Raw genomic sequence first — 17,694 nt, 5'->3', positions numbered from 1 at the left:
GTCCCGGCCCGCCGTCACCCGACGACCGCGCCGGGCCCCGTGAGGGTGCGGGTGGCGCCGTCCTGCCGGGCCGCGGCCCGTTCGGCGGCCCGGGGTGACGGGGCGGTACGGCGTTCGCCGGGTGGCAGCAGCGGCAGCAGGTCGTCCTCGCCGAGGAGCACCCGGCGCACCACCCGCTCCGCGGCCAGCCCGTCGTCGTACTGGCAGAAGCGCTCCCGGAAGGCGGCCCGCAGCGACGCCGCCGCCGGGCCGTCCCAGCGCCCCGAGTGGAAGGCCCCGGCGATGTCCGCCTCGTCCGCCGCGAGGACGCCGGGGGTGTCGCCGGGCCGCCCGGACAGCAGGTCGACGTAGACGCCGCGGGTGAGCCGGAAGGCGTCCCAGTCGGCGGTGTGCACGACGATCGGCCGGTCGAGGTTGGCGTAGTCGAACAGGACCGAGGAGAAGTCGCACAGCAGCGCGTCGGCGGCCAGGCACAGGTCCTCGATGTGCGGGTGGCCGGAGACGTCCAGGACCGCGCCCTCCTCCTGGAGCGCGACCGTGCGCGGGTCCGTGCCCTGGTGCGGGCCGCTGTACGGGTGCGCGCGGACCAGCAGTTGGAAGCGCGGGCCGAGCGCCGCGGCGAGGTGGGCCACGTCCAGCGGCGGGACGGCGCCGTCCGGCCGGACGCGGTGGGTGGGCGCGTACAGGACGGCGGTCGCGCCGGGCCGGATGCCGAACGCGGCGCGCAGGGCGCGTACATCGGCCGCGGTGGCGGTGGCGTACCGGTCGTTGCGGGGGAAGCCGGTGGCCAGCGTCTCGTACGAGCTGGGGTAGGCGCGTTGCCAGATCTCGCTGGAGTGCTGGTTGGCGGAGAGGCAGTAGTCCCACTGGTCGGCGTGTTCCAGCGCGCGGCCGGGGCCCGGTCCTGCCGGGGTGCCCGGGTAGCGGTGCGAGTCCAGGCCGGTGGCCTTCAGCGGGGTGCCCTGGTGGGTCTGGAGGCAGATCTGTCCCGGCCGCCCGGCCGCGCCGGGGAAGTCGCCGTCGGTGACCAGGTACGTGGCGCGGGCCAGCAGTTCCCAGTAGCGGCGGGAGCCGACGGTGACGTGGTCCGCGCCCGCCGGGACGGCGTCCACCGCGTCCGGGTGGACGGCCCAGACGCCGTGCAACTGGGGCGCGATCTCGCGGGCCTTGCGGTCGACGGCGTACGGGTTGCCGGTCACCGCGCGGTTGCCGCGCGCGCCGTAGAGCACCAGGTCGGCGTCGAGCGGGGTGTGCAGCCGCAGGCCGTAGTAGCGCCGGAAGGCCGTACGGGCGGCGGCCTCACCGCGGTCCCGCAGCTCCTTGGCCACCTCGCGCCGCAGCACCTGCGCGCCGTGCAGCGACCGGTAGGCGCGGTACGAGCGCAGTGCGGCCGGCAGTGGTGCGCCGGAAGGCCGGTGCGCGCGGATGCAGCGGCTCGCGGCGCGGAAGAAGGCGGCGCGGTCGGCGGGCACGATGCGGTCGGGGTCGTCGAGGATCGCCAGCAGCCGGTCGGTCATCCGGGCGTGCAGGACGGTCCGCAGTGGCAGCAGGCCGTCTCCGGTCCCGTCGCTGTCCTGCTCCCCCGGCAGCAGGCCGTCGAGCCGGGCGAACAGTTCCTCATAGCGTTCGACGGCGACGAAGTGGTGGCGCCCGGGTGTGGTGACGGCGCTGCCCCGCCGCCGCTCGCGCCAGGTGACGCACACCTGGTCCAGCGCCGCGACGCGCCCGGCGGTCAACAGGCTTCCGTACGCGTACGGGACGTCTTCGTACGGGCCGTCGGCGAAGGCCGGCCCCTGGCCGGTCCAGTGCTCGCGGCGCACCGCGCGGTTCCACGCGGCGGGCTCCACGCCGAGCACGTCGGGGCGCTGGACGGCGTCGAACACCGCGTCCCCCACCGCCTCCAGGAAGGCGCCGTCGCCGCTGGGCCGCCGCCGCTCCCAGACGTCCATCCGTTCGTGGTCCCACAGCAGGACGTCCGGCTCGCCGCACGCCCGCAGCCGCGCGTCGACGGCGGCCAGCGCGCCGGGGGCCAGCGTGTCGTCACCGTCGAGGAAGAGCAGGTAGTCGCCGCGGGCCTGCGCGGCACCGGCGTTACGGGACGGGCCCGCGCCGCTCGGGCGGCGCTGGTGCAGGGCGGTCAGGCGCGGGTCGCGGAGCGCGTACTCGTCGATGATCGCGCCGGTGGCGTCCGCCGAGCAGTCGTCGACGGCGATCAGCTCCACGTCCCGGTGGCACTGCTCCAGTACGGAGTCCAGGCAGGCGCGCAGGAAGCCCTGGACGCTGCGGGCGGAAACGATGACGCTGAAGCGGGGCATGGCCATCCCAAGGTCGGGAGTACACAGGAGGGAAGGATGCAGAGCGTAATCGTGTCGCTACGTACTGTCGATCGCGCCTGTCACCCGTTCGGCCCAGGCCCGGTGACCCGCCACCGTGGGGCGAGTCGATCGGTACGCCACGGACCAGCCACGGATCATGGGCGGCGGGGGCCCGCGCCCGGCCGCGGGGTGCGGGACGGCAAGATGGCCCGGAGCAGGGGCGCGCACGCAACCGCGGGCCAGCTTGCGGCCTCCGAGCAGCGGGGACGGAAGCACCGGCCCTCCGGCGCCGACCACACCGACACGAAATGTAGATGTAGTGACTGTGAATGAAGCCCCAGAGCCGCGGCCGGGGCCTGCCCTCACGCCGTCCGCGCAGGTCAGCATCGTCGTCATCGCCTACAACGACGCCACGCTGGTCGGCGAGGCGGTGCGCTCCGCGCTGGCGCAGGGGGACGCGATCGCCGAGGTGATCGCGGTCGACGACGCCTCCACCGACCGCACCGGCCGGGTCCTGGACGACCTCGCACGCGAGCATCCGCGGCTGCGGGTGATCCACCGGGAGGACAACAGCGGCGGCTGCGGTACGCCCCGCAACGACGGGCTGCGGGCCGCCACCGGCCGCTTCGTGATGTTCCTGGACAGCGACGACGTGCTGCCCGAGGGCGCCGTCGACGCCCTCCTGGCGGCCGCGCTGCGCCACGACACCCCGGTGACGGCGGGCCTGTGCGTACGCCGCGAGCTACCGGGGCCGCGCGAGGTGCCCTGGCAGCCGGACCTCTACCGCGCGCCCGCGCTGCTCGATCCCGTCACCGCCCACCCCGAGCTGGTCGGCGACACCCTGTGCGTCAACAAGCTCTACGACCGGGCCTTCCTCCTGGATCACGGCATCCTCTTCCCCGACGGCCGCTTCACCTACGAGGACTTCGTCTTCACCTCCCGGGTGCTGGCCGCCGCCCCGCGCCTCGCGGTCGTCCCCGACGAGGTGTACGTCTGGCACGTCCGGCGCAGCGCCAAGAAGCAGTCGATCTCGCTGGACCGCAAGGACGTCGCCAACTGGGAGGCCCGGATCGAGGCGCACCGCACCAGCGTGCGGATCTTCGCCGACGCCGGGCACAAGGGCCTCGCGCACGCGGCGCGCACCAAGTTCCTCGACCACGACCTGCGGATGTACGTACGGGAGCTGCACACCCGGAGCGCGGACTACCGGCAGGAGTGGTGGCGGCTGACCCGCGCCTACCTGGCCGGGTTCGAGGAGAGCGAGCTGCTCGCCGCCACCGCCCCGGCCCGCTGGCTCGCCCGGGTCCTGCTCGCCTCCGGGACGCCGGTGGACTCCGACCGGCTCACCCAGCTCGCCGCGCGCCCCGGACGGCTGCTGCCGCCGTACGCGCGGGACGGCGAGCGCCCCGTGTGGTCGTCCGCCCTGCCCGAGGCCGAACTGGACGGCCTGGACGCGCTGCCCGCCGAGCGACTGCCGGTGACCGTCGACGCCGAGCCCGTCCTCGGCACCCGCTCCCTGCTGCGGCTGCGCGTGCACGAGCTGTACGGGCGGGTGGCCGCCGCCGGGCCGGTCGGCATCGACGTGGAGCTGCGCCGCCGGGCGGACGGCCGCCGCGGGCCCGTACACACCGCCGCCCTCACCCCGGACCCGTCCGGGGACGCCTGGACGGCCGAGACGGCGCTCGACCTCGGCGCCCTGATCACCCGCGGCGGCAGCGGTTCCGGCACCCCCGTGCCGTGGGACCTGACCGCCCAGGTGCGCTGCGCGGACGGCTCCGTCCTGCACGTCGCGCTGCGGGCCACCGGCCCCGGGCTGCGGCGGCACGCGCTGCCCAGCGCGCGGCACGGCCTGCTGCTGGCGCAGCCGTACGCGACCACCGGTGGCGCGCTGGCGCTGCGGATGGCGTCCGGTATGCGTACCGCGTGGCAGATCGCGGCCCGCAAGCTGCGTCGTGGCGGCGGGCGCGCTCGTTAGTCATGTCACAGCGGCCCGGCCGGCGGCGGCCGGGCCCCGTGCGGCGGAGGCCGTGCGACGGCCCCGGTCAGCGCGCCGGACCCGGCCGACACGGCCTCCGGATCGCCGCCCGCCGGCGTCCGCACCGCACCTCCCGACGAGCAACGACCAGCTTAGGATGGCGAGATGTCTTACTTGATCACGGGCGGCGCCGGCTACATCGGCGCCCACGTCGTACGGGCCATGACACAGGCGGGCGAGCGGGTCGTGGTGCTCGACGACCTCTCCACGGGCGTGGCCGCCCGGGTCCCCGAGGGCGTGCCGATGGTGGTGGGCTCCACCCTGGACCGCGAGCTGCTGGACCGGACGATCTCCGAGCACGGCATCACCGGTGTGGTGCACCTCGCCGCGAAGAAGCAGGTCGGCGAGTCCGTGGAGATGCCGCTGCACTACTACCGCGAGAACGTGCACGGCCTCCAGACGCTGCTGGAGGCGATGGCGGCGGGCGGCGTCGGCCAGTTCGTCTTCTCGTCCTCCGCGGCCGTCTACGGCATGCCGGACGTGGACCTGGTCACCGAGGACACCCCTTGCTCGCCGATCAACCCGTACGGCGAGACCAAGCTCGTCGGCGAGTGGATGGCGCGCGCGGCGGGCAAGGCGCACGGCATCAACACCGCGTGCCTGCGCTACTTCAACGTGGCCGGCACCGCCACGCCCGAGCTGGCCGACATGGGCGTCTTCAACATCGTCCCGATGGTCTTCGAGAAGCTCACCGAGGGCGCGTCCCCGCGGATCTTCGGCGACGACTACCCGACGCCGGACGGCACCTGCATCCGCGACTACATCCACGTCGCGGACCTCGCCGACGCCCACCTGGCCGCCGCGCGCAAGCTGGCCGAGCCCGGCCCGGTGCGCGACCTGACCCTGAACATCGGCCGCGGCGAGGGCGTCTCCGTCAAGGAGATGGTCGACCTGATCACCGAGATCACCGGGCACACCGACGCGGTCGCCGAGGTCACCCCGCGCCGCCCCGGCGACCCGGCCCGGGTCGTCGCCGCCGCCGACCGGATCGCCGACGAGCTGGGCTGGAAGGCCCGCCACGACGTGCGCGACATGATCACCTCGGCCTGGCAGGGCTGGCAGCACCACCGCGCCGGCGCCTGATCCGAGCCCCTCCGTACGCCCCCGGTGCCGCCGGGGGCGTACGCCGTTTCAGGCCGTTTCCCGGGCCTCCGCCGGCCGCAGTGCGTAGCAGTCGTCCGGAATGCCGCGCTCCGGGTCGCGGAAGTACGGGTACGCGGCGTACTCCCGGCCGTCCTCGCCGCTCACCGGCGGCCCCGGCTCCCGCCCGGTGTCCGCGCCGATGATCTCGCTCAGCTCGTCCACCATGCCTTCCCGCAGACAGTGCGCGCGCAGCCGCAGCCGGGGCGGCAGGGCGGCCAGCACCCGGCCGGTGAGGTAGGACTCGACCAGCGGGCGGGCGGCCTTCGCCATGGCGTGCCGCCCCTCGGTGTCCCGGGCGAGGTACGGCGCGGCGAACTGGGCGAGGATCTCGCCGTGGAAGTGGCGGACCATGAGCGCGTCGCGCTCGGGGCCCGGCGGCACCAGCTCCGCGACCTGGGCGAGCACGGTGGCGATGTAGCCGAGGTGCTCGGGCCAGTCGAGGTCCTGGCGGCTGGCGTTGGAGTCGTCGTCGCGGCCCTGGAGGTAGTAGCAGTCGTAGTCGCCGAGGACGGAGACGGTGTCCGCGCCGAGCAGGGCGCTGATGCCGAAGGGCAGGTCCTCGGCGAGCAGCCGTCCTTCGACGAAGCGCAGGCCGCGCTCCTGGACGTAGGAGCGGCGGAAGAGTTTGTAGGCGGCCAGCGTCCAGTAGACGGGCGAGTCCCAGGGTGTGACGCGGGGGCTGGTGGTGCGCAGGTCGACGGGGGCCGGGCGCCCGCCGGTGCCGACTATGCGCCCGTAGACGAGGTCCGAGCCGTGGGTGTCGGCCATCGCGGTGAGCCGTTCCAGGGCTTCGGTGCCGAGGTGGTCGTCGGAGTCGAGGAAGAAGAGGTACCGGCCGCGGGCGCGGTCCATGCCGACGTTGCGCGGCCGGCCGGCGCCGCCCGACGGCGGCTGGTGGAGCACGGTCAGGTTCGGGTGCGTACGGGCCTGCTCGTCCAGCCAGGCGCCGCTGCCGTCGTCGGACCCGTCGTCCACGGCGATCACCTCGACGGCCTCGGGCCCGAGGCTCTGGGCGAAGACGGACCCCAGGCACTGTTCGAGGTAGCGCCGGGTGTTGTGCACCGGCACGACGACGGAGACGGCCGGGTCGCGGGGACCCCGGCCGTCGGGAGCGGGCGGACGGTCTGCTGCCACGGTGTGCCTCTATCGTCATCGGTACGGGCCGGCCCCGCGGCGTGCGGAGCCGGCCCGTCCAGGGTGCCTCAGCGCTCCAGCAAGGCGAAGAGGTCTTCCCAGCGCTTGACGATCCGGTCGGTCGAGTAGCGCTGGACGTTCTCCCGCGCCGCCGTGCCGAGCCGGTCGCGCAGCTCCTTGTCGGAGATCAGCGCGTCGATGTGGCGGGCCAGTTCGGTGGTGTTGCCGACCACGGCCAGCAGGCCGTCCTCGCCGTCCCGCACGATCTCGTGGACACCGGGCGCGCAGTCGAAGGCCGCGCACGGCACACCGCTGGCCATCGCCTCCATGAGGGAGAGCGGGAAGCCCTCGGCACGGGAGGACTGGGCGAAGACGGAGGCGCCGCGCAGCGCCCCGGCCACGTCGTCGGTACGGCCCATGAACTCCACGGAGCCGTCCAGGCCGAGCATGGCGGCCTGCTTCTTCAGCAGGTCCTCGTCGTCGCCGGAACCGTAGATGCGCAGGGTCCAGCCCGGGTGGTCCGGCGCGACCATGGCCCAGGTGTCGAGCAGCAGGTCGACGCCCTTCTCGTCGGAGAGCCGGCCGATGCTGGCGACGACCTTGGCGGTGCGGTCGGAGGGCACCTCGGGCGTCACCGGCAGCGGGTTGGGCATGAAGTCCGCGTTGTCCATGCCCTGGCGGATCCACCGGTCGGCGTCCTCGCGGGTGAGCGCGAGCAGTCGGTCCACGTCCTTGTAGTACGTCTTGACCCGCCCGAAGCGCGAGGAGTTGCGGCAGGCGTCGAAGGACTCGTGGGTCATGCCGACGACGGGCAGGCCCGCGGTGTCGGCGAGCGCCACCCACTCCATGGCCCACACCTGCGTCACGATGACCACGCCGCCCGGCCGGGCGCCGCGGAACAGCGCGCTGAGCTTGTCCGCCTGCTCCTGCATGCCGGCCTGGCGGGCGGCGCGCCGCCGCTGCTCGGCGATGTTCAGCCGGCCCTTGATGCCGCGGGGGGCCGGTACGGCCTTGGGCGGGTGCACGTCGTACAGGGTCGTGGTGGCGTACGGCAGGTCGTCGCCGAGGTCGGCGCGCAGTTCCTCGGGGGCCGGTACGACGCCGACGACGTGCACCCGGTGGCCGCTCTCGGTGAAGAGCCGGGCCATCTGGTGGGACCAGGTGGTCACCCCGCCCATCTCGTCGACGTTGTTGTTGACGATGAAGATGTCACGCCCGGTCATGGGCTTCCCCCTTCACGGAAGAACCGCTGTGCGCGGAGCCGGTGATGACGGTGGGGCCGGGCAGCGCGTCGCCGTACGCCGGGCCGCTGTCCGCCGGGCGGCCGGCGCCGGCGCCGCCGCCGAAGAACCGGTCGACGATCTGGCGGGCCGCGTCGCCCTGGTCGTACTCGCCGAACTCGGCGGTGAAGCGGCGCCGCGCCTCCCGGTGCCCGTCGTCCGCCGCCTTGAGGCCCTCGATCGCCGCGAACAGCTCCTCGGCCGTCTCCAGCACCGGGCCCGGCGCCTTCTCCTTGAGGTCGAAGTAGGTGCCGCGCGCCTCGTTGGCGTACTCCTCGTAGTCGTACGCGAAGAACAGCATCGGCCGGTCGAGCAGGGCGTAGTCGAACATCACGGAGGAGTAGTCCGTGATCAGACCGTCGGCCAACTGGAGCAGCGGGGTGATGTCGTGGTGCCCGGTGACGTCGATGACCTTGCCGCGTACGGAGGGCGGCAGCACCACGTTGTTCAGGTAGTGCGAGCGCATCAGCAGCACGAAGCGGTCGCCGAAGCGCTCGGCGAACTCGTCCACGTCAAAGGGGAGTTCGAAGCCCCGTACCGAACCGTTGGGGTTGGCGCGGAAGGTCGGCGCGTACAGCAGCACGGTCTTGTCCGCGCCGATGCCCAGCTCCTCGGCGAGCGGGCCGCGTTCGCGCGCGCCGCCCGCCTCCTCGGCGCGGCGCGTCGCGACCAGCGCGTCGTTGCGCGGGTAGCCGCTGCGCAGCAGCACCTCGTCGCGCAGCCGGAAGGCGTTGGCCAGGGTCCGTACGTCGTGCTCGGAGCGGACCAGGAAGTGGTCGAAGCGGTCCAGGACCTTCTGGAAGTCCGCCTTGGCGGCCCGCGTCTTGAGCTTCATGCGCGGCTCGTCGAAGCCCATGCGCTTGAGGGCGGAGCCGTGCCAGGTCTGGATGTAGGTGGTCTCGGGGCGCTTGACCAGGCGCAGCGGGAAGCCCTGGTTGTCGATCCAGAACTCGGCCTGGGCGAGGGCGCGCAGGTACTGCCAGCTCCAGCGCTTGACGAGGGTGGCGTCCTTGGGGAAGCCCTCCGGCTTCCGGCCGTCGTAGGACCACACGGCCTCGAAGTCGACGCCCTGGCGGCGCATCTCCTCGTAGATGGCGCGGGGGCTGTCGCTGTACTGCTTGCCGAGGTGGCTCTCGAAGACGACCAGGCCCTTGCGGACGGGCAGCTTGCTGAACACCTCGTGGTAGACGCGCAGCTTGGTCTCGCCGGAGTTCAGGTCGCGCTGCGCCTTGCGGGCCTTGCGCACGCCGGTCTTGGCGAGGTCGGCGGCGGGGCTGCGCAGCGCCTGCCGCAGCACCTCGTTGGTGCGCCGGGCCGCCTTGCCCTGGGCGTCCAGGACGAAGGTGAGGTGGCCACGCTTGGAGGTGGCGGGCTCGACGCGGTCGGAGACCAGCCGGGTGAGCCGGGGGCGGACCCGCAGCGCGTGGGCGCTGTCGAGGTCGACGCCGCCGACGGTCAGGCGGGTGCGGGTGGTGACGCCGTCCACGTCCAGGATCAGCCGGACGTCCCAGACGGCGTCGATCATGCCGAGCGGGCGCAGCCGGCGGGCGAGGTCCAGTTCGGCGTCCCAGTGCAGGCCGTCCGCCGCGATGCGCAGGGAGGTCAGCGGGAAGGAGAACGCCTGGAGGCTCTTGCGGCGGGCCTTCAGTTCGAGCCGGCCGCGCAGCGGGGTGCCGGGGGTGACCTTGCCGAGCGGGTTGACGACGGTGCCGGCCAGCCGGACGGTGCCCTGTCCGTCGTCCTCGTAGGCGGCGAGCTGGTTGCGCAGGAACAGCTTGCCGACGGAGCGGGTGTGGTACCCGGCGTCGGTGACGTCCAGGACCCGGCGGCCCTCGGGGTCGTCGAGGTGTTCGGCGCACCAGTAGATACGGCCGTCGCGTTCGGCGAGCGGGGAGGAGAGTTTGTCGCGGTTGATCAGGGTGTCCACCGCCGGCATCAAATTCGCCCAGTCCTCCCGGGCCAGGAGGTAGGCGCAGATCGCCTGAATGCGCTGGACGCGTTCGTACGCCTCGGGGGCGATACCGGCGAGATAGCCGTTGGCCATCCGGGCGAACTCGCGGCGGTAGTCCTCGTCCAGCAGCGGAAGATCACGCAGATGCAGCACGAGGTCGTGCTTGAGGAACTTGACGTCCTTGTGGAATTTGAGGTCGTCCAGCCCCTCGCGCTCCAGCAGTTCGTCCACCCGGCGGTGGATCTCCATGCGGTGCGCGAAGTTGGCGATCTCGTGCCGCCGGTTGCTGATCGATTTGGTGGCGGCCTTCTCGAACACGTTCCAGAAGTACACGTGGTTGGGGATCAGCGTGATCCGCTTGGCCGCCACGTACGCCTGGGCCGAGAAGAGCAGGTCCTCGTAGTGGATGCCGACGGGAAAGACGAGCCCGGCCTCCAGGAGGAATTCACGCCGATAGCACTTGTTGGTCGACAGCGTGTCGAAGACCAGCAGGTCGGGCAATTCGGAAACGGATTCGATCGTCCGGGTCCGGGAGTACAGCCAGGGATACCACTCGGTCTGCTTCTTGTTGCGGGAATCGACCTCGACCCGGACGCACATGCCGGAGACCAGGTCGGCGCCGGTGCGCTCGGCCGCCTCCAGCATGTTGCGGCAGGCGTTCGGCTCCAGGACGTCGTCGCTGTCCAGGAACATCACGTAGTCGCCGGTGGCGTGCTGGACGCCGTGGTTGCGGGGCGCTCCGCAGCCGCCGCTGTTCTCCGGCAACTGCAGCGCCCGCACCCGGTCGGGGTGGGCGGCGGCGAGCTGCCGGGCCACGTCGAAGGATCTGTCCGTGCTGCAGTCGTCGACGATCAGAACTTCGACTCCGTGGAGCGTCTGGTCCAGTACGGACCGGACGGCCGTCGGTAGCCGGTCGGCGTCGTTATAGACGATCACGACTACGGAGACGTCAGGCACGGGCACCCCAATCCTCTTTTCATAGCGCTGCGGGATCCCAAAGCTACCTTGGCCAGCGACCGGCCCGGCACGCCGTCGACCGGCGTACGAGCGCACGTTCGCCGCCGCACCTCGCTCTTGTCAAACCGCATTATTGCGGACATTTGGCTTACCGTAGGACTCTCGACCCGGGGACGATCACCCGCATCGAGATCCGGGTCCCGACATGCCGTACATGAAAAACGCATCACCCAAAAGCGGCATCTACTCGCTCAAGACGCAGGTGACCAGGGAAGCGCGGCCGCCCCGTGAATGTGACGATCAAAATGCTGACCGCGCCGGCCCAGCGCCTGGCGAGACCGCGGTACGCGCCGTCTTTCGCAGCATTGCTGGCCATGGGCGCCTATTGCCTCGGTATGACGATGCTCGGCAGCTATCCGTTCGGTACCCGCTCCCGCGCCGTCAACGACCTCGGAAATCAGTTCGTACCGTTCCACGCCCATCTGTGGGACTTGCTGCACGGCAGCACCACCGGTGACCTGCTCCTCAACTGGAACAGCGGTTACGGCGTGCCCTTTCTCGCCGACTTCCTCACCTATCTGATGAATCCGTTCTCCTGGCTTGTCGGCCTCTTCCCGCGCGACCTGGCCGAGCTGCCGGTGTTCCTCGTCACGCTGGGCTGCATCGGCCTGGGCAGCGCCCTGATGACCGTCTTCCTCGGCCGGGTGCACCCCGGCGCGCCCTGGCCGCGCGCGCTGCTCGCGGTGGGCTACGGCACCTGCGCCTGGGTCGTGAGCGACGGCACCGCCGACCCCATGTGGATGTGGGGCCTGGTCTCGCTGCCGCTGACCGGCATCGCCGCCGACTGGTGCCTGCGCCGGCGCCGCTGGGTGGCGGGCGCCCTGCTCGTCGGCGTGTCCTGGGCGGGGAACTTCTACACGGCGGCGATGGCCAGCCTCGCCATGGCCCTGGTGCTGGCGGTACGCCTGCTGCTCGCCACCGAGGTTCCCGTACGCGACCGGCTGCGCTCCCTGGCCCGCGCCGCCACCATGGCACTCACCGGCATCCTGCTCGCGGCCCCCGCGATCACTGTCACCCTCAAGGCCAGCAAGGCGTCCCGGCCCGCGCCGGAGGCGGTCTACCGGGGGCGGCCGCCGACGCTGGACTTCGTCGCGGAGCTGTTGCCCGGCGGGCGCGGCTCGGTCCCCGCGCCGCACCTCTTCATCGGGATGCTGGGGCTGCTTCTGGTGGCGGCCTTCCCGTTCGTCCGCGCCGTTCCGGTCCGTACGCGCGTCGCCTGGTACGGGCTGGCCGCCTGCGTCGCGGTCTCCTTCGTGTGGAAGCCGACGCTGCTGCTCTGGCACGGGCTGGCGGTCCCCAACGGCAGCCCGTACCGCGCCTCCTTCGTGCTCAGCGCGCTCCTGGTGATCATCGCGTGGCTGGCCCTGGCGCACCGGCCGCGCCCGCGCGAGCTGGCCGCCGGCGCCGTCCTGGTCGCCCTGCTCGCCGCGCTGTGCAGCGGCCGCAGCGTGGTGGGCCCGGCCACCTGGGTCCTGGTGGCCGGGTGCGGCCCGGTGGTACTCACGGCGCTGCTGGCGCTGGCCCGGCACCGCGCGCGCAGCAGCGTACGCACCCTCGCCGCAGCCGCCCTGACCTGCGCGGTCTTCTTCGGGTCGGCCTATGCGGCGTTCTCCGTGACGGCCGTCAGGGACCAGCTCGCCTGGTGGGAACCGAAGATCACGCTCGACGGCCGGACGATCGCGGTGCATCGGGAGATCAAGGCACGCGAGGACTGGCCGCGCTCCCGCACCGACCCCGGACCGCACGAGTTCGCCAACAACGACCCCCTGCTGCTGGGCGGCGAGGGCGGCTCGTACTACAGCAGCTACGTACCGGAGAGGACCGCACGCACCCTGCGCGAGATGGGCGGCGGCTGGTACATCCACGGCCGGCACCTCCGCAGCGTCGAGGACCCCGTAAGCCGCGCGGTCCTGGCGGTGAGCAGTTTCCGCACCGGTCCGCAGGCCGGTCCGGTCGACGTGGGGCGGGCCGCCGCCGCGCCCCTGCTGACCGTACGGCCCGGCTTGTCGGCGGACGATCTGGACCAGCCACGGCGCGGGGCGGCCAGGCGGGGCATGGACGTACGCGCCGACCCGCGCGTCGGCGGCGGCTCGGTCTTCGCCCGCCAGGAGCGGCTACTGGGCGCGCGGGTGTACGAGGTGCCCACGCTGCGCCTGGCGGGCGGGGGCAGCGGCGGCGCCGGGGGCCCCGCAGCGGGGAGCCATACGGCGGCCGCTCCCGAGAGCGGGGCCGTGCGTCCGGTGCCGCGCCTGGTCGACGGCGAGTGGCGGCTGCCCGCGACCCGCCGGGGCGGCGCGGCGCTCTTCACCGTCCGCTGCACGCCGGGCTCCGACGTCTTCTGGTACGCGCCCTGGTACCTCGGCCAGGTGCGGACCGCCGGCCTCACCTCCCCCGGGTTCGGCATCCGGGAGACGACCGCGAACCCGGTCAAGGGCCTCGGCGTCGCCCCGCCCGACGGGCGGCTGACGGTCGCCTTCAGCAGTCCGAGGGCCCAGCGCGTCCCCGAGCACCCGCTCGGCTGCCTGAGCCGCGGAAAACTCGCCGCCGCCGTCGCCGGCCTGCGGAAACAGGGCCCGGTACGGCTCTCGTCGAGCGGCCACGGGCTCTCCGCCGAGCTGCCCGCGCACCGCACCGGCACGGCCGTCCTCGCCGTCCCGGCCGTCACCGGCTGGGGCTGCCGGGTGGACGGCGGCGCCGCCCGCGCCCCGCACTCGTTCGGCGGCCTGATCGCCGTACCGCTCGGAGCGGGCGCCACGCGCCTGGACTGCTCGTACCGGCCACCCGGGCTGCTGCCGGGGCTGGCGGCGAGCGGCGCCGCGCTGGGGGTGCTGGCGGCCGTGGCCGTCACCTGCGGCGTGCGGCGGCGCCGGGGCGGAGCGCGCCGCCCGCCCTCGTCGCTCGAATCGTGACATTTCATCTCATTAGTAGAATTGCTGCCTGGGACGTGGTGGCTCCCGCCGCGCTCCGCCCCGGCGAAAGGGCTCCCCATGAAGCTCTCGGTCGTTGTCCCCTGTTACGACGAAGAGGAAGTCATCGGGCAGTTCGACGAGGAGATCCGCACGGTGCTCGGACAGCTCGCCGTCGAGTACGAGCTGTGCTACGTCGACGACGGCAGCACCGACGGCACGCTGCACCGGATACGCACCCTCGCCCAGCAGCACCGCCCCACCACCCGCTACCTCTCCTTCAGCCGCAACTTCGGCAAGGAGTCCGCGATGCTCGCGGGCCTGAAGGAGGCCAGCGGCGACGCCGTCATCCTGATGGACGCCGACCTCCAGCACCCGCCCCAGCTCATCGAGAAGATGCTCGACCTCTACCAGCTCGGCCACGACCAGGTCATCGCCAAGCGCAGCCGGGACGGCGACAAACCGCTGCGCAGCGTGTGCAGCCGGCTGTACTACCGCGCGATCAACAAGTGGGTGGACGTGGAACTGACCGACGGCGTCGGCGACTTCCGGCTGCTGTCCCGCACCGCCGTCGACGCGCTGGTCTCGCTGCCCGAGTACAACCGCTTCTCCAAGGGCCTGTTCTCCTGGATAGGCTTCGACACCGTCACCTTCGACTACCGCAACGCCCGGCGCGAGGGCGGCCGCACCAAGTGGTGCTTCGGCGCCCTGGTCAACTACGGCATCGACGGCATGATCTCCTTCAACAGCCGCCCGCTGCGGGTGGCCATCTACACCGGCCTGAGCCTGGCCGCGCTGGCCGCCGCGTACGCCCTGTGGATCGTCGGCGCCGCGATCGCCGGCGGCATCACCGCGCCCGGCTATGTGACGCTGGTGGCGATCATCGTGGGCCTGGGCGGCCTCCAGATGGTGATGCTCGGCCTGATCGGCGAGTACATCGGCCGCATCTACTACGAGACCAAGCGGCGCCCGCACTTCCTGGTCAAGGAGACCAACGGGACGGCGCCCACGCACACCCCCACGGCCCGGGTCGCCGGGCGGACCCGCCGATGAGGTGTCGGCCGAACCGCCGTCCGTACCGCCACCCGTACCGCCGTCCGTCACGGGGCCGGTCCCCGCTCGGGCGGCTGCCGCTGGGGCGGCTGCTGCGCTTCGCCGTCGTCGGCGGCGTGAACACCCTCACCTTCTACGGGTGCTACCTGGCGCTGCACCCCTGGATGCCGTACTTCGCCGCCTACACGCTCGCGTTCCTGTTCAGCATGGTGGGCTCGTTCTTCCTGAACACCTACTTCACCTACCGCACCCGGCCGAGCTGGAAGAAGTTCCTGCTCTTCCCGCTCACCCAGGTCACGAACTACGTGGTGCAGAGCGTGGGACTGGTGGTGCTGGTGAACTGGTGCGGGCTCGGCACCCGCGTCGCGCCGCTGCTCGCTGCGGTGCTGGCGATCCCGTTCACCTATTTGGTGTCCACCCGCATTCTGGTGCCGGGGGCGCGGGCTTCCGGGAAGGGCGGTCCGGTCGGTAAGGCCGGTGCGGCCGTTCCGGCCGACGAGGCAGACCGCCGTACGGGTGACGAGGCTCAGCCCGCGCGTTTCGCCGGGCCGCTCTGACCCCGCGGGACCGGCTGGGCCCGCCACTCCTGGAACGCGCCGTCCGCCCCCACGTCCCGCTGCCGCACCACGTGCAGCCGCCCGTCGTTGCCGAGGACGGCCAGCACCGCGCGCCCGTCGGTGTCCTGCCCGACGGCCGCCGCGCCCGAGTGCGGCACCTTCCCCGTCAGCCAGCGGCCCGGCGTGTCCTGCCCCGTGTCGCTGAGCGCGTACCGCAGCAGGCCCGCGTTGTCCCGCCCCGCGACCACGACGGTCCGCGCGGGCTTGCCGACGGCCGCCAGGGCCACCCGCCCGTACCCGCCGACCGGCTCGTACCGCGCCGACAGCCGCCAGGACCCGGGCCGCGGCCGCCGCTCGGCCAGGAGCACCTGGGCCGTGGCGCTCTGCCGGTACGCGAGGCGCACCGCCCCGCCGCCCAGCGGCACCAGGCTCAGCGGGCCACCGGGCTCGGGCAGCCCGGTGTCCCCGGTGGGCTCCGGTATCTGCCCCGCCTCCCTCGACACCCAGTGGTGCACGGCCCGGTCACTGGGCGCCACGACGTGCACCAGCCCCTCGGAGTCCACACATGCGTCCAGCCCGTCCACGACAGCCGGTACCCGGCCCCCGAACCGGGGGAGGCCGTCGGCGCCTCCAGGTGCCGCCACAGCGACCAGTCCCCGCCCTGGGCGCCGCTGCGGTACGCGATGCCGCCGCGCCAGTCGCGGGCGAAGACGTGCACCGTGCCGTCCTGGCCGACGGCCGCCGCCGGGAAGCCCGTCTCCAGGGACTTCAGCGGCGCGGCGTCCGGAGTGCCCAGCGACTCCCACGGGCCGAAGGCCGGTACGCCGTTTCGCGCGGTGCCGTTCTGGAGGGCGGTCAGCAGCTCGCGGCGGTGCGCGTGGTTGGGGGCGGGCAGGACCGTACGGGAGACGAAGAGCTGGAGCGCCCCGCCGGGGTGGCTCACGGCGTGGACCTGGCCCTGGAGGAGACCGCCACCGAGCCGGTGCGGGCCGCTGAAGGTGCCGTTGCCCGGCGCGGTCTCGGCCCAGCACACGGCGGTGCCGTCCAGGACGGCGAAGGCGGCGAGCCGGCCGTCCTTCAGCGGCCGCAGCCAACTGTTCGAGCCGGGGGCGCGCAGCCGGGTGCTGCGCGTCCAGTTGCGTGACCAGCCGTCGAGCGCCGAGCCGCCGACCTTGCGGTCGCCGCAGCCCGCCCGGTCGCCGCAGTCGCGGCCGTCGGCCCACCCGTAGACGGACAGCAGCTCGGCCTTGCGCCGGGCCGTCGGCAGGTCGACGTTGTTGGGCAGCACGCCCGCCTCGTACCCGATGTAGTTCTCCACGACGGTGGGACGGGTGGGCCTGCCGCCCCAGTAGGCCGCCAGCGCCGCCTGGGTGAAGCAGGCCGAGCTGATGTGGTCCTGGTGGTCGTAGTACTGGAAGCCGCGCAGCTTGGGGTCGTCGGTGGGCGGGGGCCGGTGCGGGGCGTGCACCGCGTTCGGGTCGAGAGTGCGCACCACGGTGGGCCGCACCCGTTCCAGCAGGGCCGTCAGCGACGCGACGACGTCCTCACGGGTGTACTGGAACGTGCGCTGTACGGGAGTGCCCTCCGACCGCAGCGTGGGCAGCACGTCGACGGCGCCGAGCCACAGCCCGCGCAGGCTCCGCGCGCGTGGCTCGGAGACGGTCCGCGCCTCCACCAGCTCCATGAAGACGAGCTGGTTCCGCGGCGCGGCGCGCAGCGTCTGGATCTCGACCTGGAAGCCGGGCAGCAGGGAGATGGCCTCGACGTCCCAGGGGCTGAGCGGATCGCCGGTGGCCATCACCGCGTGCGCGGCCCGCAGCCCGTTGGTACGGGCGCGCGCGAAGGCCGGGCGGTCGCGCGGCGGCATCCGGTCCCCGCGCCCGTGCTCGGCGGTGTTGCGGCCGTCCGACTCGCCGCCGGTCATACAGACCGTCACCGACCGGGCGCCGCTGCGCACCGACTGCTCCAGCGCCGGGTTCATGAAGTACAGCGAGTCGTCGGCGTGCGCGATGACGTGCAGGAACGCCTGCTCCGCACCGGACGCGGCGGCCTCCCGCTCCAGCGCCGGATCGGCCACCTGCGACAGCGGCATCCCCGGCCCGGCCCAGGCCCACCCCACGGCACCGGCCGTCACCGCGGCCGCGCCGCCCCCGGCCACCTGGAGCAGCCGCCGTCGGGACCACCGGGACGGGTGCGTCGGCACAGGTCACGCCCTCCACGGCGCCCGGCCACGCCCCACTCGTCACCATCCGGCTCACACCGGAATGAGCCACCTCGCGCACTGCACCTCCCCAGTATTCGGC

11 protein-coding genes are annotated in these 17,694 nt (G+C 73.2%); 5 read left to right on the top strand and 6 right to left on the bottom strand.

Translation table 11 applies throughout. The annotated features are described in order from the left end of the window. Window positions 1-14: 14 nt before the first annotated feature. On the bottom strand, window positions 15-2,315 hold the full coding sequence (locus EJG53_RS25230) for a bifunctional glycosyltransferase/CDP-glycerol:glycerophosphate glycerophosphotransferase (protein ID WP_125046664.1): 2,301 nt from the start codon (window positions 2,313-2,315) through the stop codon (window positions 15-17). A 325-nt stretch (window positions 2,316-2,640) separates the two neighbouring features. Here EJG53_RS25230 and EJG53_RS25225 point away from each other — a divergent pair, with 325 nt between their 5' ends. Together EJG53_RS25225 and galE are read left to right on the top strand one after the other, a co-directional pair. After that, window positions 2,641-4,290: a glycosyltransferase family 2 protein gene (locus tag EJG53_RS25225; RefSeq protein ID WP_167515164.1), complete on the top strand. Its 1,650-nt coding sequence runs from the start codon at window positions 2,641-2,643 to the stop codon at window positions 4,288-4,290. A gap of 165 nt (window positions 4,291-4,455) precedes the next feature. Further along, window positions 4,456-5,433 (top strand): UDP-glucose 4-epimerase GalE, encoded by a 978-nt coding sequence (gene galE / locus EJG53_RS25220; RefSeq protein WP_125046662.1) that lies wholly within the window; start codon window positions 4,456-4,458, stop codon window positions 5,431-5,433. Window positions 5,434-5,481: 48 nt separating this feature from the next. Here galE and EJG53_RS25215 read toward each other — a convergent pair whose 3' ends face one another. The 3 genes from EJG53_RS25215 to EJG53_RS25205 form a co-directional block, all read right to left on the bottom strand. Beyond that, the gene (locus EJG53_RS25215; protein ID WP_125046661.1) at window positions 5,482-6,627 is read right to left on the bottom strand and encodes a glycosyltransferase family 2 protein; all 1,146 of its coding nucleotides are present in this window, start codon (window positions 6,625-6,627) and stop codon (window positions 5,482-5,484) included. A gap of 68 nt (window positions 6,628-6,695) precedes the next feature. After that, window positions 6,696-7,850: a glycosyltransferase gene (locus tag EJG53_RS25210; RefSeq protein ID WP_125046660.1), complete on the bottom strand. Its 1,155-nt coding sequence runs from the start codon at window positions 7,848-7,850 to the stop codon at window positions 6,696-6,698. Next, window positions 7,837-10,821 carry a bifunctional glycosyltransferase/CDP-glycerol:glycerophosphate glycerophosphotransferase gene (locus EJG53_RS25205; RefSeq protein ID WP_244955320.1) on the bottom strand — a complete coding sequence of 995 codons (2,985 nt, stop codon included), beginning with the start codon at window positions 10,819-10,821 and terminating at the stop codon, window positions 7,837-7,839. The genes EJG53_RS25210 and EJG53_RS25205 overlap by 14 nt, the downstream gene beginning before the upstream one ends. 368 nt (window positions 10,822-11,189) lie before the next feature. Here EJG53_RS25205 and EJG53_RS25200 point away from each other — a divergent pair, with 368 nt between their 5' ends. The 3 genes from EJG53_RS25200 to EJG53_RS25190 all read left to right on the top strand — a co-directional run bounded on the left by EJG53_RS25200 (window position 11,190) and on the right by EJG53_RS25190 (window position 15,391). Continuing rightward, entirely contained in the window at window positions 11,190-13,784 is a 2,595-nt protein-coding gene (locus tag EJG53_RS25200) for a YfhO family protein (protein ID WP_244955319.1), read from the top strand. A gap of 78 nt (window positions 13,785-13,862) precedes the next feature. Next, window positions 13,863-14,834, top strand: coding sequence for a glycosyltransferase family 2 protein (locus EJG53_RS25195; protein WP_125046657.1), 972 nt, complete (start codon window positions 13,863-13,865; stop codon window positions 14,832-14,834). Then, window positions 14,831-15,391, top strand: coding sequence for a GtrA family protein (locus EJG53_RS25190; RefSeq protein ID WP_125046656.1), 561 nt, complete (start codon window positions 14,831-14,833; stop codon window positions 15,389-15,391). Before EJG53_RS25195 ends, EJG53_RS25190 begins: the two co-directional genes overlap by 4 nt. Here EJG53_RS25190 and EJG53_RS42740 read toward each other — a convergent pair. Together EJG53_RS42740 and EJG53_RS25185 are read right to left on the bottom strand one after the other, a co-directional pair. Then, entirely contained in the window at window positions 15,361-15,894 is a 534-nt protein-coding gene (locus tag EJG53_RS42740; RefSeq protein WP_244955318.1) for a hypothetical protein, read from the bottom strand. The genes EJG53_RS25190 and EJG53_RS42740 overlap by 31 nt on opposite strands. Continuing rightward, window positions 15,822-17,594, bottom strand: coding sequence for a PIG-L family deacetylase (locus EJG53_RS25185; protein ID WP_244955317.1), 1,773 nt, complete (start codon window positions 17,592-17,594; stop codon window positions 15,822-15,824). Before EJG53_RS25185 ends, EJG53_RS42740 begins: the two co-directional genes overlap by 73 nt. Between the last annotated feature and the right edge of the window lie 100 nt (window positions 17,595-17,694).

This window comes from Streptomyces chrestomyceticus JCM 4735, from assembly GCF_003865135.1.
GTDB lineage: Bacteria > Actinomycetota > Actinomycetes > Streptomycetales > Streptomycetaceae > Streptomyces > Streptomyces chrestomyceticus.
The sequence above is the reverse complement of the archived record's forward strand: the minus strand, read 5'-3'. Positions and strand labels throughout refer to the sequence as shown.